Origin of the sequence: Brevundimonas sp. M20 (genome assembly GCF_006547065.1) — a bacterium.
Lineage (GTDB): Bacteria > Pseudomonadota > Alphaproteobacteria > Caulobacterales > Caulobacteraceae > Brevundimonas.
The window spans coordinates 1,786,457-1,800,613 of the sequence record NZ_CP041243.1 but is presented as its reverse complement, the minus strand read 5'-3'; the positions used below and the strand labels follow the sequence as shown (position 1 = coordinate 1,800,613).

Annotated in this window: 9 protein-coding genes and 1 pseudogene; 6 read left to right on the top strand and 4 right to left on the bottom strand. The window is 70.3% G+C overall.

Features of this window, described 5'->3' with window-relative positions; all coding sequences use genetic code 11:
- Positions 1-154: 154 nt before the first annotated feature.
- From FKQ52_RS08600 to FKQ52_RS08585, 4 genes are all read right to left on the bottom strand, one after another.
- Positions 155-1,003: an SDR family oxidoreductase gene (locus FKQ52_RS08600; RefSeq protein ID WP_141626806.1), complete on the bottom strand. Its 849-nt coding sequence runs from the start codon at positions 1,001-1,003 to the stop codon at positions 155-157.
- Between the two features lie 171 nt (positions 1,004-1,174).
- Complete coding sequence (locus FKQ52_RS08595; protein ID WP_141626805.1) at positions 1,175-3,568, bottom strand: TonB-dependent receptor; 2,394 nt, start codon at positions 3,566-3,568, stop codon at positions 1,175-1,177.
- Complete coding sequence (locus FKQ52_RS08590; RefSeq protein ID WP_141626804.1) at positions 3,538-4,491, bottom strand: FecR domain-containing protein; 954 nt, start codon at positions 4,489-4,491, stop codon at positions 3,538-3,540. Before FKQ52_RS08590 ends, FKQ52_RS08595 begins: the two co-directional genes overlap by 31 nt.
- Positions 4,488-5,012, bottom strand: coding sequence for an RNA polymerase sigma factor (locus FKQ52_RS08585; RefSeq protein ID WP_141626803.1), 525 nt, complete (start codon positions 5,010-5,012; stop codon positions 4,488-4,490). Before FKQ52_RS08585 ends, FKQ52_RS08590 begins: the two co-directional genes overlap by 4 nt.
- Before the next feature lie 252 nt (positions 5,013-5,264).
- Here FKQ52_RS08585 and FKQ52_RS08580 point away from each other — a divergent pair, with 252 nt between their 5' ends.
- The 6 genes and pseudogenes from FKQ52_RS08580 (at position 5,265) to FKQ52_RS08560 (ending at position 14,132) form a co-directional block, all read left to right on the top strand.
- The gene (locus FKQ52_RS08580; protein ID WP_141626802.1) at positions 5,265-8,993 is read left to right on the top strand and encodes an autotransporter outer membrane beta-barrel domain-containing protein; all 3,729 of its coding nucleotides are present in this window, start codon (positions 5,265-5,267) and stop codon (positions 8,991-8,993) included.
- Between the two features lie 141 nt (positions 8,994-9,134).
- Positions 9,135-9,422 (top strand): annotated as a pseudogene (locus FKQ52_RS16870) (TetR/AcrR family transcriptional regulator); the annotation flags it as partial.
- Positions 9,400-10,008: a hypothetical protein gene (locus tag FKQ52_RS16865; RefSeq protein WP_168196817.1), complete on the top strand. Its 609-nt coding sequence runs from the start codon at positions 9,400-9,402 to the stop codon at positions 10,006-10,008. The pseudogene FKQ52_RS16870 and the gene FKQ52_RS16865, both read left to right, overlap by 23 nt.
- Positions 10,009-10,122: 114 nt before the next feature.
- Positions 10,123-10,935, top strand: a complete 813-nt coding sequence (locus FKQ52_RS08570) for a MipA/OmpV family protein (protein ID WP_168196816.1) — start codon at positions 10,123-10,125, stop codon at positions 10,933-10,935.
- Positions 10,936-11,069: 134 nt separating this feature from the next.
- On the top strand, positions 11,070-11,831 hold the full coding sequence (locus tag FKQ52_RS08565; protein WP_141626799.1) for a GntR family transcriptional regulator: 762 nt from the start codon (positions 11,070-11,072) through the stop codon (positions 11,829-11,831).
- Positions 11,832-11,966: 135 nt separating this feature from the next.
- The gene (locus tag FKQ52_RS08560; protein ID WP_141626798.1) at positions 11,967-14,132 is read left to right on the top strand and encodes a TonB-dependent receptor; all 2,166 of its coding nucleotides are present in this window, start codon (positions 11,967-11,969) and stop codon (positions 14,130-14,132) included.
- Positions 14,133-14,157 lie beyond the last annotated feature (25 nt).

Here is a 14,157-nt window from a genome sequence, read left to right as displayed (position 1 = left end):
CTCACGATGGGACGATCCTAGCCATGGCCCTCGCGCGCGCCAACGCCTCGGGACGATCAGGCAAATAAGACGGACGATCGGGCGGGTGTCGACCGCCTCGCCCGGCAGGACGGCGCGCCGGCGCGCGGCCCTGCCGGGGGTGTGGCGCCTGTCCTCAGGCGATCCCGCCGTTGGCGTAGACGACCTGGCCATGAATCCACGCACCGTCGTCGGCGCACAGGGCGGCGATCACATTGGCGATGTCCTCCGGCAGGCCGATCCGGCCGTGCGGGGTCATCCCGGGGATCGGAGCCAGCGCCGCCTCGCCGTGCTGGCGCAGGAGCCGGGTGTCCACGGCGCCCGGAGCGACCGCGTTCACCGAGATCCGGCGGCCGGCAAGCTCCTTGGCCAGGGCGCTGGTGTAGAAGTCTTGGGTCGCCTTGGAGGCCGCGTAGACCCCGCCGCCGGGCGGGCGCTGGAGGGTGATGCTGGAGCTCAGGCTGATGATGCGGCCGCCGTCCCGCGTCCGCTTCGCGGCTTCGCGCAGCACGTTGAAACTGCCTTTCACATTGGTGGCGATCATCCGATCGAAGGCTTCGTCGGTCATCTGGGCGAAGGCGCCCACGTTCATGACGCCCGCATTGTTGACCACGACATCCACGCCCCCGAAGGCTTGGTCGTTGGCGTCGAACAGGGCCGCCACCGCCGCCGGATCGGCGACGTCGGCCTGGCGCGCGATGGCCCGACCGCCGCCGGCCTCGATGTCCCGCACGACCTGCTCGGCCAGATCCCGGCCGGACAGGTAGTTCACGGTGATCGCATAGCCCTCCGAGGCGAGCCGCTTCGCCGTCGCGGCGCCGATCCCGCGGGAGGAGCCGGTGATGAGGGCCGCGCGGCCCTCTCCGGGGCGCGTCTGTGCGGACCGGGCGCCCGGCGCCGCGGCGGCCTGGGCGGCGCCCGCGACGGCGACGGCGGGACCGGCGGCGGCGAGCGCCAGGATGGAACGGCGAGAGGTGTCGGACATCGGAATCTCCTTGAAGGGACTGCAGGGTGACGGAGACCGGGTCTCGGGAGTTGCCGACTAGGAGCGAAGACTTGCGCGATTTTCCAAAGTTGCCCTGGGCCGCGGAGCTGGCGCCGACGCATCGGAACGACGCGTTGACGGCGGCGGACAAGGCCGCGGCGTCCTGTCGCTTCAGAAGGAGGCTTCGAAGCCGAGGCGCACGCTGAGGGGCCTGACCGGCGCGACGTGGCCGTCGGTGAGCCGGTAGGGCGATCCGAGACCGAACCGGGCGGCCGAGACGTCGAAAGGATTGGAGACCGACAGCACCAGGGCGCCCCGATCGTCGCCGAGCCGCGCCGTGAGCTCGGCGTCGACATAGCCGCCCTGGGGCGTATCGAGTCCGAGGCCCAGGCCGGGGCGGGACCGGCCGATATAGCGAAAGTCGCCGGAGAGCGTCAGGGCGCGCCCGGCGAATGGGTGCGGGCCCCAGTCAAGGCTGGCCTGGCCGGACGCCGGCGCCACATTGGGGATGTCGCCGTGACGGCCGACGACAAGCCCGACCTCGGCGGTCCGCAGGACGCTGTCGTTGACGAAGACGCCGCCGGACAGGGTGAGGCGATCGGTCGGACGCCAGTCGCCCCGCAGGCTCAGGAAGATGATGCGGCCGTCGCCGATATTGCCGGTGACGAGGTCGCCGCCCGCCGTGACGACGTCGGACTGGATATCGGTCCAGTCGAGGCGACCGGTCGAGGCCTCCAGACGCCAGCGGGCGCCGGGCGAAAAGCCGAAGCCGATCTCGGTCAGGCTCACGCGATCGGCGCGGTAGGGACGTCCGAACGCGCCGTCCTCTCCGACGTCGCCGGGGCGGAACCCCTGTTCGAACCGGGCGAAGACGAACGCGGCCGCCGTCAGGGACCAGCGCGCGCCGAGCGACGGCGTGAGCAGGGTTTCGGCGTCGCCCGGCGTGACGGGAGAAGCGTCCGAGCCGTGCAGCCGGGTATTGAGGCGGACGATCGAAACACGGCCTCCGGCGCTCAGCCACAGGCGGGCGTTCGGCTGCAGCGAAACCTCTCCGAACAGGGCGGCCTCTTCGTACCGCCGCGTCAGCGCGTCCTGCGCGACGGGATCGCCCTCCAGCGGGAACGGGCGTCTCATCCGCTGGACGTCCGTGTCGGCGCGGACCAGCGACAGGCCGCCGTCGATCGAACCCTTCGGGCTGAAGGCGACGCTCAGGCGCGTCTCGGAGGAGAAGGCCGTCACCGACTGTCGACGGTCGACGACCTGCACCAGGCCGGCCTCCGTGACGGTGGCGTCGAACCGTTCATCGAGCGATTGGCGAGACAGGCTGGTCGCCGAGGTGAGGCGGGCCGTTCCGAAGCGACGGCTGAAGGTGACGCCGGCGAGATCCAGACGACTGTCATAGGGTTCGGCGAGCGGCCGGTCGGTTTCCAGGCGGTCCGGGTCGCGGACCAGCGGGGCGTCGTCGGCTGTGATCCGCTGGGCCAGCCCGAGCGCATCCACGGTCCAGTCGTCGCCCACCCACCGCACGGCGAGCCGACCGCCGACGACATCGACCGCGTCCGCGTGGTCGTCGCCCCGCACCGGATTGTCCAGCACGCCCCCGTCCCGACGTCCATAAGCGGTCAGCCGCCAGGCCGCCCTGGATCCGAGCGGCCGGTTCACCACCAGGGCGCCGTCGCCGCCCGGTCCGCCGTGGCGGGGCCGGGACGCCGCCAGGGACAGGGCGCCGGACGCCACGTCGAGCTCCGGCGGCGCCGGTTCGAGGCGGACCACGCCGGCGATGGAGCCGGCGCCGAACCGTGAACCCTGCGGCCCCTCGAACACCTCCACCCGCTCCAGGTCGACCAGGGCGATGTCGGGATCGGGCGACCCGAAGTTCAGGCGGAGATCGCCGAGGTACTGTCCCACCGTCGCCTGAAGCGGACCGCTGACCGCGGAGTCGGCGACGCCTCGCACGAACAGCTTGTTGCGGCCCGGGCCCTGGCGGGTCGAATCCACCGTCGCGGAGAGATGGGCGAGGCCTTCGCTGGAGGACCGGTTCCCGGCGCGGCCCAGCGCCTCTTCGTCGAGAAGGGTGCGGCCGCTGACCGCGTCGAGCCCCCCCCGGCGGACCGAGGCGGTCACCACGATCTCGTCCAGCTCGGTGATCGGCGCGGGCGGGCCGGATGTCGCCTGCGGCGCTGGACGCCGCGCCGGGCGCTCGTCGGCGCGCGGCTCCACCCGGTAGCTGTCCGGCCCGATGCGCACGGCGCGGGCGCCGAGCGGACGGAGCAGGCGGTCGAACGCCTCCGCGGCGTCGTACCGGCCGCGCAAACCGGCGCTGCGGCGGCCGGCGAGCGGAACGGCGACGACCACGCTGACGCCCAGTTGTTCCGCCAGGCGGTTCACGGCGAGGTCGGCCGTCGAGCCCGGCACCGAGATCGCCACCGGACCGCGGGCCCGACCCTGGACCTCGGCCTGGACCGAGGTCCAGGCCAGGGCCGCCGCTACCTGGGGGAGCGCCAACAGGGCCAGGATCAGCGGCGCGGCCCTGATCACGGCGCCGCGCGGGCCCTGAGCCGCCACCCTTGGCCGTCCGTCTCGACGACGACGTCGAGCAGCCCGGCAAGCCGCTCGCGCGCCTCGGCGTCCGGGCCCGTGGTCACCAGACTGCCGGTGAACCGTCGCGGCGCCACCGCCGGATCGACCGCGACGGGCCGGCCCAGCTCCAGCGCCAGATCCTGGGCGATCACCTCAAGCGTCTCGTCGCGATAGGAAAGCCGGCCGTCGCGCCAGGCGGCGACGCCGGCGGCGTCGACCGTCCGTCGGGTGATCCGGCCGTTCAGCGTTGTCAGGGACTCGCCCGCCCGTAGGGTTTCGGATCGACCCGCGCCGTTATACCGCACGGCGCCCTCGGCAACGGACACGCGCGCGCCGGCGTTCAGGCGCGTGACGTCGAATACCGTGCCCAGATCCGTCACCTGCGCGTCGCCGACCTGAACGGTGAAGAGGGCGTCGTCGTGCGCGACCTCGAACAGGGCGCGGCCGGCGTCGAGGGTGACATGTCTGGGGTTTCGGGCGAGCGCGAGGCGGCTCCCCCCGGACAGGTGAACCCGGCTGCCGTCGGCCAGGGTCAGACTGCGCGCCTCGCCTGGCGCGGTTTCGATGACGCGGACGCGGTTCGACGACCAGGTCGTCCAGGCCAGTCCGCAGGCGAGCGCCACGGCGGCGGCCACGCCGATCAGCGCCAGGACGCGTCTGCGGGCGGGCGCCCCTCGCCGGGCCCTGGCCGGACGCGCCCGGTCGAGCGGAATGATCCGGGCGACGGCCGCCGGCGTGGGATCGACGAGGTCCGCGTCGTCGTCGGCGAGCCGCCAATAGGCCTCGGCGTGAGCCGGATCCGCCGTCAACCAGCCCTCCCAGTCGTCCCAGCGGTCGAACTCGGGGTCCTGCAGGCGGATCAGCCACGCCATGGCGGCGTCCTCGATCCTCGCGCCGTGGGTGGTCATCCCCGTTCTCCCCTGAGGCGGTGAAGGGCGACATAGGCCTTCTGAAGGTGCTTTTCGACCGTGCTGACCGCGAAGCCCAGATCGGCCGCGATCTGGCGCTGCGGCTCGCCGCCGAAGCGATAGCGGCGGAAGATCGAATTGGTCGGTTCGCCCAGACCCCGGAGGCAGGCGTCGACGCGCTGGAGAGTCTCGCGCGCGATAAGGTTGCGCTCGGCCTCGGCGGGGGCGGCGGTCGGGTCGCCGTCCGGGCGGCGCTCGGCCGCCCAGCTGCCGTCCCGGGCGGCGGACCGGCGCAGGGACCGTCGCCGGTCCACGACGGCGGTGTAGATCATCCGCATCAGATAGCCGCGCGGATTGACCACGGGCTCGCGAACGCCCCGAAGCCGGATCCACACCTCGTGCAGGACGTCCTCCGGGTCGCCCGACGGATCGATCGCCCGCGCACGCGCCAGCAGCTCCAGGCGCAGGTCCAGGAAGGCGGTTTCCAGGCGGTCCATCGGGGCGGTCGGCGCGGCGTCCATCGCGCGAACTATCCGGGTGTTCGTCGCCTGCGCAAGACGACCGGCGCCGCGACGCCGCCGCGAAGGGCCGTCCGTGCGAGGCGCGATCTCCCGGAGGGGGCGTCGAGGCGGCGGAATTCCCGGGACCGGTCGGCAGGTCGGCCGTCGTTCCGGCGCCGGCGGCGAAGCGATTTTTCAGAAAGCCGTATGGGTCCGGAGCAATGGCGCCGTCTGAGGCCGACACCTTTGCAACGTCCAATACGAGGGACCTCAATGACTCGCCCATTCATGGCCGGAAACGGCTCGCGGCTCGCCCTGACCGCCGGCGTCGCCGCCGCCGCCCTCACCCTGGCCGCCGGCCAGGCCCGGGCCCAGGTTCACCCCAACGACGCCTGCGGCGCGCCCGTCGACGGGGTCGTCACCTGTTCGGCGGACAACCGCTATGACAACGGCGTCTGGTACGGCGGCGAAATGACGACGGACGTCTTCATCCGTCTCGAGGACGGGGTCTTCATCGCACCGGTCGACTATCGCGCCGGGCTGCATACTGTCACGCAGAACGCGGGGATCACCTATGACGGGGCCGGAGCCTCCGTGACGACGCGCAATGCGACCGCGGTCTCGGCCCTTGTCGAGGGCGCCGGCGACATCTTCATCCGCATGGGCGACGTCTTCGCCGTCTCCGACGGGGAGACGGGCGCCGACGGCGTCGCGACGTTCAATCACGAGGGGACGACCGTTATCGAGGTCGATCGGGTGTCGACCGTCGGCGACTACGCCAGGGGTATTTCCGCCGAGAGTCTGATCGGAGACATCACCGTGCGCGCGGGGTCGGTCGAGACCCGCGGCGCCTACGCCGAGGGCGTTGTGGTCTCCACCGATGGCGCGATCCGGATCGATGTGGGCTCGGTGACGACGAACGGCGAACTCGCGTTGGGCGTCGTCGCCGATGGCGGACTTGGATCCATCTGGATCACGGCCGACACGGTGGACACCACCGGCTTCGCGGCGGACGGCGTCACCGCCTTCGGCGCCGGCCCGATCGCGGTAAGCGTCAACCAGATCCGCGGGGAAGGCGATTACGTCTGGGGCGTGCGCGTCGGAAATGGGGGATTTGACGCCGATGGGAACGCCTATTTCGGCGACACCCAGATCAGCGTCGGATCGATCAATCTGGTCGGCGACAACAACCAGGGGGTTAACCTCGACACCCTCGGCTCCGGTTTCGTCAGCGTGGGCGATATTTCGATCGAGGGCGCCAACGGCGCGGGCGTGGCCGTCACGGCGGACGGCGGTGCGACCGTCTATGTCGGGTCGCTCCAGTTGAGCGGCGAGAACACCGTGGGCGTCGCGATCGCCACGCGGGACGGGCTCGCCCTCGCCGACGTCGGGTCCGTGACCAGCGACCGGGGCGGGGGCGTCGTCGTCCAGAGCGAGGCGGGCTCCGCCCAGGCGAACGTGCGCTTCGCGGACGTCGGCGGGGACTTCACCTACGGGGTCGCCGCGGCGAGTCAGAGCGGAAACGCCAGCGCCCGTGCGGACGAGGTCGTGACACGCGGGTACAATGCGCAGGCTCTGTATGTCTCCAGCCTGTTCGGGTCCGTGCAGGGCGTCCTGGGCTCGGCCGTCACATACGGGGATATCTCGCGAGGCGTCTTCGCGACGGGCCGTGAGGCGAGGGTGACGGTGACGGGCGCCATTTCGACGAGCGGCCTGGCGTCGGAAGGCGTGTTGGTCCGGGCGACGTCGGGAGACGCCGATGTGTTCGCGGCGGGGCCGGTCGAGACGCTGGGCGATCAGGCGGTCGGTCTGTCCGTCGACAGCAGCTATGGGGCCACGCGGGTGCGGGCCGCCGGTCCGGTCACGACCCGGGGCCTCGAGGCTCACGGCATCTTCGGACTGGGCCAGCATGGCGATACGCTGATCGCCGCCGACTCCGTCGTCACCTCGGGAGACGGCGCCGACGGCATCCGCGCCCGAACGCGCTTCGAGGAGCTGCAGGGCGGCGACTTCCCCCCGCCGTTCGCGTTCGACGGGGACATCGAGGTCTCGGTGCGGCGGGTCGAGGTGAGCGGCGCGGGCTCCATGGGCGTCAGCGCGCGGGGTCTGGGCGATGCGCGACTGACGGTGGGGGATGCGCTTGCCTATGACAGCTTCGCCCTTGACGCCAATATGATCGGCGCCGCCCGGATCGACCTGCACGGGACCGCGCGCTCGACCTTGGGGACCGCCATCTCCGCCCAGGGAGAGAGCGTGGCTGTCACGATCGGCGCCGGAGCCAGGGTGGAAGGCGGCGTCGACGGCCTGGTGCTCGCGGCCGGGGCGCGCTGCGTGCTGCCCAACACGGGGCAGGCCGGCTGGGTCAATCCCTGCCCGAATCCGGGCTACGATCAGCTGCCCTTCGAGACCCCGTTCCCGCCTCAGCCGTTCGGACTGGGCGGCGTCGCCACCGTGGCCAACGCCGGTGTCGTCGTCGCGGGATCCGGGCATGCCGTGCGGATCACCGACGGGGCGCTTTCGCTGCGCAACACCGGCCAGATCTTCGGCTCACTCTCGACGGCCGGCGGCGACGATCGCTTCGAGAACGCCGGCCTGTGGGAGATCGGCCGGGACAGCGAGTTCGGCGGCGGCGTGGACCTCCTGGTCAACACGGGCGTGGTCCGCTTCGGGGAAGGGGCGTCTCCCCGGGCCTTCGTCCTGCGCGATCTCGAGCGTTTCGAGAACGCCGGGCTCATCGATCTGCGCAACGGGGCCATCGGTGATCGGTTGACGGTGTCGGGGGCGTTCATCGGCCTGAGCGGCTCGACCGTCGCCCTGGACGTCGACCTCGCAGGGAGCGTTGCGGACCGTATCGTGATCGCCGGCGCCGCCACGGGCACGACCTATCTGACCCTGAACGGCGACTATTCCCAGGCGACCCTGGGGACGCCGCAGGGCATCGTCGTGGCGGAGGTCGGCGCGGGCTCCTCCGTCGGCGCCTTCGCCATGGCGGAGGGTGAAGGTGACCGGGGCTTTGTCGGGCACAGTCTCTCCTACGACGCCGACGCGCGCCGCTATGCGCTGCAGACGGCGGCGAGCGCGGCCGCCTACCGGCAGACGGGGCTTCTGCAGGCCCTGGATTCGGTCTGGACCTCGAGCGCGGATCTGTGGCGCTCGCAAGCGGCGCGCACGCGCGATCTGGGCGTCTCGGGCGACGCGGACGGCGGGTTCTGGTTCGCCCTGCAGACGGGCGAGTCCTCGCGAGACTGGACGACGGAAACGGCGGGAGGCGACGCCGTCGCGCTGGACTATCGACAGGATCGTCAGGGCGCCCAGTTCGGCTATGATCAGCCGATCAACGAAACTCTCCGTCTGGGCGTGACCGGGGGCTATGGCCGGTCCACGCTCGAGTACCGTCAGTCCGTCGACGCGTTCGATGTCTCGACCTTCAGCCTGGGCGGCTACGCCGCCGCGACCCGGGGAAGAGCCTTCGCCGGCCTGCTGGTGAAATATGATCGTCACGAGACGGATGTGGCCAGCGGCGCCCTGTCGCGGGAGGTCGAACTCAGCGGCTCGAGCTGGGGCGCGGAAGGCGAGGTCGGCTACCGCTTCGGCGGGGCCGGTCTGTTCGTCGAGCCCTTGGGAGGCCTTCGCTGGATGCGCTCCTCCGCCGACGATCTGACCAACGGCGCCCAGACCCTGGCCTTCGAAGACGCCGACGATGTCGCGCTCCGCCTCGGCCTGCGCGTCGGCGGTTCGACCGCGATGCCCGGCGGCGGCCGCTTGGGCTTCTACGGGGGGGCGGCCGTGCTGCGGAGCTTCGGCGACGATTACGGACTACGCCTGACCAGCGGCGAAACCGCATGGGTCGAGACGGATCGCGTGGAGACCTGGGGAGAGGGCCGCTTCGGCGTTTCCTACCGCAACGCCTCCGGTCTGGAGACCTTCGCCGAAGGCCAGGCGGATCTGGGCTCGGACTATGATGCACTCTCCGCGACGGTCGGCATGCGGGTGCGCTTCTAGGCTGAAGGGCGGCCGAGCCGGGGCGCCGGTTCGGCCGCGACCGCCCGTGCCCGGCCGGCCGAAGCCGGTGGTCCGCCCAGTTCTCGATGATCGGGCAAGTCTGGCGGAGCATCCGGCACGCATGCGCCTGCACGACAGGCCATGGTGGCCGGCCGGACCACGGCGGCGGCGTCAGTAGCGTCCCGTGTTCAGGTCAAGGGCCGCCCTTGCGGGCGGCCCTTGAGTGTTCGTCGTGCGCCGGGTCCTGAAGCATCCTGCGGAGAGGCGTGGTTGACGGATCCGAACAACGGAGAAGGGGTTCGGGAGGCGACATCCTGGCGGGATCGCAAACGGCGGGCGACCGCGGAGCGGATCTCCGCGTGCGCGATCCGGCTTTTCCTCGATCAGGGCTTCGACGCCGTCACGGTTGAGGCGATCGCCGAGGCGGCAGGCGTCTCGCGGCGGAGCTTCTTCGACTATTTCAGGACCAAGGAAGAGGTTCTGTTCGCCTGGCAGGCGGCGTTGCCGCCGGAGGTTCGCCCGAGCATGCTCGCATGGCCCGCCGACGGCGCCCCTGGACGCGGCGCGGGACGCCCTGTTCGGGACCGCCAGCCGGTACGACCGCCTCGTCGAGCGGCTCATCGCCCGACTGGTGGGCGCGAGCGAACGCGTCCAGGCCGGGCGCCTGTCGGGGCTGATGCGACTGGAGCAGGCCTTGGCCGACAGCCTGAACGAACGGTGGCCCGAGCCGGCGCAGGCCACGCGGCTGGCGTTCGTCGCGATGGCCGCAGTCGGTGCGCTCCGGCTCGCGATCGATCGGTGGGTCGCTCATCCCGACGCCCAAACGCTTCGGCATCACCTCCAGGCGGTCTTCGAAGCAAGCGGACGGAGGCCTTCGCACCGGGTTGAGACCGTAAACCCGGAAGTCCGCGGGGCCCGGCCCTCAAGGACGGCGTCGGGCGGCGAGGGGGCCGGGCGGAGCGCAGCCGCGCCCTACGGATGCCACCATAATGCATCCATTATAATTATAAAATAGATGCAAATACTGTACGGTCAAGCCGGGTGTGGCCCTGTGGGTCGGCTGACAACTTTCCAAGGTCGACCCCGGGGGTTCCGCCCCGTCCTCCCCAACGTCTTGAACGAGATCGCCATGTTCCTCTCCTTGCCCAGACTGACGACCGCGACCGCGGCAGGTCTCCTCGTCCTCGCGCTCGCCCCGTCCGCCTTCGCCCAGGACGGCGAAGACGACGGGTTCCACCCGCTGGTGGGCGTCGCCGGCCTCTATCGTCCGCAGTTCCGGGGCTCTGACGATTACGAGTTCCAGCCGCTTCCCTTCATAGGATTCCAGTACGAGCTTGGCGGCCGCACACTGTCGATGGAGGGCCTGGACCTCAAGCTCGACCTCTTGTCCGGCGATCGGTTCCAGGCCGGCCCGATCCTCGGCTGGCGGTCCGGCCGAGACGACGATATCGACAACGCCGTCGTCCGCCTTCTTCCCAGCATCGACGGCACGGTCGAGGGCGGCGTCTTTGCGAACATCGGATGGAATGTGGGTTCGGGGCGGATCGGCGCGGGCGCCAAGGTGCTCGCCGATCTGGGCGGCGTCGACGGGGGCTATACGGTCACGGCCGACCTCTCCTGGGCCGCTCCGGTCAGCGACAGACTGAGCTACAGCGTCGGCGCCAATATCGTCTGGGCCGACGAGGACTATATGCAAACCTACTACGGCGTGACCGCCGTCGGCGCGGCGGCCTCGGGTCTGGCCGCCTACCGGGCCGACTCCGGCGTCGAAAGCGTCGGCCTTTCGGCCTCCGCGCGTTACCAGCTGAACGCCCGCTGGGGAATCGCGCTGCTGGCGTCCTACGACCGCCTGCTGGATCAAGCCGCGGATACGCCGATCGTGACCCAGGAGGGCTCGGAAAACCAGGCCCGGGTCGGCTTCGCCGTCTATCGGGCCTTCTGACCGACCACGGGGCCGGCCTTGCGGCCGTCGCGCCGGGCCAATCGCACCCGGCGCGGCGGTTTGCCGTGTCCGACGGTTGTCACCGCCTGGGCTTGTCGCCACCATGGGCGCTCATTTCCGCCGAGACTACGCCCATGCCCAAGGTCGCGCCTGCCGATCAAACCGAACTGTTGGCCGACCCGCCCAACACCGAGCCCGCCACCCATACGGTGCTGTCCACCTTGCGGGAACGAATCCTGACCGGTCAGATCGCGCCCGGGTCCCGGCTGCGCGCCGAGGCCCTGGCCACGGAGATGAACGTCTCACGCACGCCGATCCGCAGCGCCTTGGCCGTACTGTCCGCCGAAGGCGTGGTCCAGTACAGCGTCAATCGGGGCTACATGGTCCGGTCCGTGACCATCGGCGATATTCTCGCCTCGATCGAGGTGCGGGCGGCGCTGGAGGGGACGGCGGCGCGGCTGTCCGTTGAATACGGATGGGAGCCGTCGGAGCTGGAGCTTGTCGCCGCCTGCATCGCCAAGGGGCGCGCGATCGTCGATCGGGGGGCCTGGTCCGCCGTTATTGAGGCCGAGTGGTATGAGCTCAACTGGATCATCCATCGGGCGATCAACATCGCGGCGCGCAACCCCGTCCTGCGCAATGCCATGCGCATGACCATCCTGGCGCCCGTGACGGGGGACGTCATCCGGACGTCGCCCGTGGTGGCCGCTCAGGTCCCCCAGCGGCTCCGGCAGATCCCATCGACGCCCCCGGAGCATATCCGGCGGTCTCAGGAGGACCACGAGGAGATCCTCGCGGCGATACGGGCCGACGATCCGAACGCGGCCGAGCGCCTGATGACCGCCCACGTCATGGCGACCAAGGCCAGGGTTCATGCCCTGGCGACGCTTCGCTGACCAGGCGGTCATGTTGCGCATCCAATGCTGAGTCATTTTGCATCCAATCTGTTGACGTCTCGCATCCAGTCTGAATAACCTCCCGAACCGACCGGTCTGACCGGCGGATAAAGAACACGACCCAGGGAGGGCGAGATGGACTTCAACAGCCGCAAGGCGCTGGCGACCGGCGTAGCTATGACTGCTCTGATGACAGCCGCCTCCGCCTGGGCGCAGGCCGCGCCCCCGCCGCAGGAGCCTCAGACGTCGCAACTCGACGAGGTGATCGTCACCGCCCAGAGGCGCACCCAGCGCCTGCAGGACGTACCCGTCACCGTGACGGCGTTCGGCGCCGAAGAGCTCGAACAGGCGCGCATCAAGGACGTCGACGATGTGGCGACGCGAACGCCCGGCCTGCAGTTCGACGCCTTCCCGGCCTCCCAGCCGCGGATCGCCATCCGTGGGATCGGATCGACCGATCGCGGGGCCGCGGGCGATCCGAGCGCGGCGGTATTCCTGGACGAGATCTATCTGGGGCGCCCCGGGATGGTCGCCTTCGACGCCTTCGACATCGAACGGATCGAGGTGCTGAAGGGACCGCAGGGCACCCTCTACGGGCGCAACGTCGTGGGCGGGGCGATCAATGTGGTCACCCAGCGGCCCGACCTCAACGCCTTCGGAGCCTCGACAGAGGCCACCATCGGCAACTACGGCCGGCTGGAAGGGGCTGCCGTGGTGAATGCGCCGTTCGCGGACGGCCGCGCCGCTGTGCGGGCCAGCGGCAGCTGGCGCACCCACGACGGCTATACCGACAACAGCTTCACCGGCGGCGAGGTTGATGACCAGGACACCCTCAGCGGCCGCATCCAGATCGCGGCCGAACCCTCCGACACCGTCCGGCTGGCCTTCACCATCGACGGCACGCGGGATCGGGCGGCCGGTCCCGCCAACCGGGTGCTCGACCTGGATGACAGCGACCCGCTGTCGATGTTCTGGACGCCGAACCCCGACCGCGACAGCTTCGCGGGCTCCACGGACGGCTATCAGAACCGCGACACCTGGGGCCTGAGGGCCGAGGCCCAGTTCGACCTGTCCTTCGCCACCCTGACCTATCTCGGCGGCTACCGGAACCTGGACTACAGCACCGCCTATGATTTTGACGGCGGCAATCCGACGACCAACTTCATCCAGATTTCGGGCGGCAACGACGAACAGACGGACGCCTCCAGCCACGAACTGCGGCTGTCGTCCCTGCCGGGAAGCCCGGTCCAGTGGGTGGCCGGACTCTACAACTACAACAGCGACACTCGCCGCCTCGACACCCTGATCCTCGATCTGGGCGGGGAGGGGACGGAAACCTACACCCAGGACGCCCAGCTGACGAGCTATGCGGTGTTCGGCGACGTGACCGTGCCGATCGGCGAGCGGTTCTCGCTGATCGCGGGCCTGCGCTACTCGGAAGATGAAAAAGACTACCGGATTTCCAACACCGCCGGAGATTCCATCTTCCGCGGCGAGGAGGCGTTCGACGTCTCGGCCTCGGCCACCTTCGACGCCCTGACCTGGCGCGTGGGGGCCGACTACAAGCTGGCCGACAACCACCTGCTCTATGTGATGGTGTCGCGGGGCTTCAAGAGCGGGGGCTTCCAGGATCTCCCGGGGACCGCCGCGGAGGCCGCGGACCCCTTCGAGCCGGAGTACGCCACCCAGTTCGAGATCGGCCAGAAGAGCACCTTCCTCGACGGTCGCCTCATCTGGAACAACACCCTCTACACCATCGACTACACCGACCTTCAAACGCGCCGCACCCTGCCCAGCGGCCAGGTGCTCACCGACAACGCCGGGGCCGCGACCATCAACGGCTATGAGACCTATCTGAGCTGGCGGCCCTTCGGCGGCGCGCGGATCGTGGCGGGCTACGGCTATACCGACGCCACCTTCGACGACTACGTCGTGGACGACGTGACCAACTACGCCGGCAACCGCATCGCGCGCGCGCCGAGACACAAGCTGGTCCTGTCGCCCTCCTACGACTGGGACCTGGCTGACGGCGCCGTGATCCGGGCGGCGATCGACTATCGCTACGAAAGCCTCATCTACGAGGATAACTCCAACACCGGGCCCGAGCGGCGCGAACCGACCAACATGTACGACGCCCGGATCATCTATACGCCGGCCTCCGATCGCTGGTCGGTGTCACTATGGGGCAAGAACCTCTCCGACGAGGTGACCCGCTCTTTCCAAGGGGCTTTCCTGGGGGCCAATTTCGGCGCCTATGCGCCGCCGCGCACCTACGGCCTGTCGTTCAACTGGACTCTCTGACGACCCCCGGGCCTTCCACCGCTCC

Bases quoted from the DNA above. Each gene is read 5' to 3' on its own strand.
- FKQ52_RS08600 (WP_141626806.1), bottom strand. From the start codon at position 1,003: ATGTCCGACACCTCTCGCCGTTCCATCCTGGCGCTCGCCGCCGCCGGT.
- FKQ52_RS08590 (WP_141626804.1), bottom strand. From the start codon at position 4,491: ATGACCACCCACGGCGCGAGGATCGAGGACGCCGCCATGGCGTGGCTG.
- FKQ52_RS08585 (WP_141626803.1), bottom strand. From the start codon at position 5,012: ATGGACGCCGCGCCGACCGCCCCGATGGACCGCCTGGAAACCGCCTTC.
- FKQ52_RS08580 (WP_141626802.1), top strand. From the start codon at position 5,265: ATGACTCGCCCATTCATGGCCGGAAACGGCTCGCGGCTCGCCCTGACC.
- FKQ52_RS08570 (WP_168196816.1), top strand. From the start codon at position 10,123: ATGTTCCTCTCCTTGCCCAGACTGACGACCGCGACCGCGGCAGGTCTC.
- FKQ52_RS08565 (WP_141626799.1), top strand. From the start codon at position 11,070: ATGCCCAAGGTCGCGCCTGCCGATCAAACCGAACTGTTGGCCGACCCG.
- FKQ52_RS08560 (WP_141626798.1), top strand. From the start codon at position 11,967: ATGGACTTCAACAGCCGCAAGGCGCTGGCGACCGGCGTAGCTATGACT.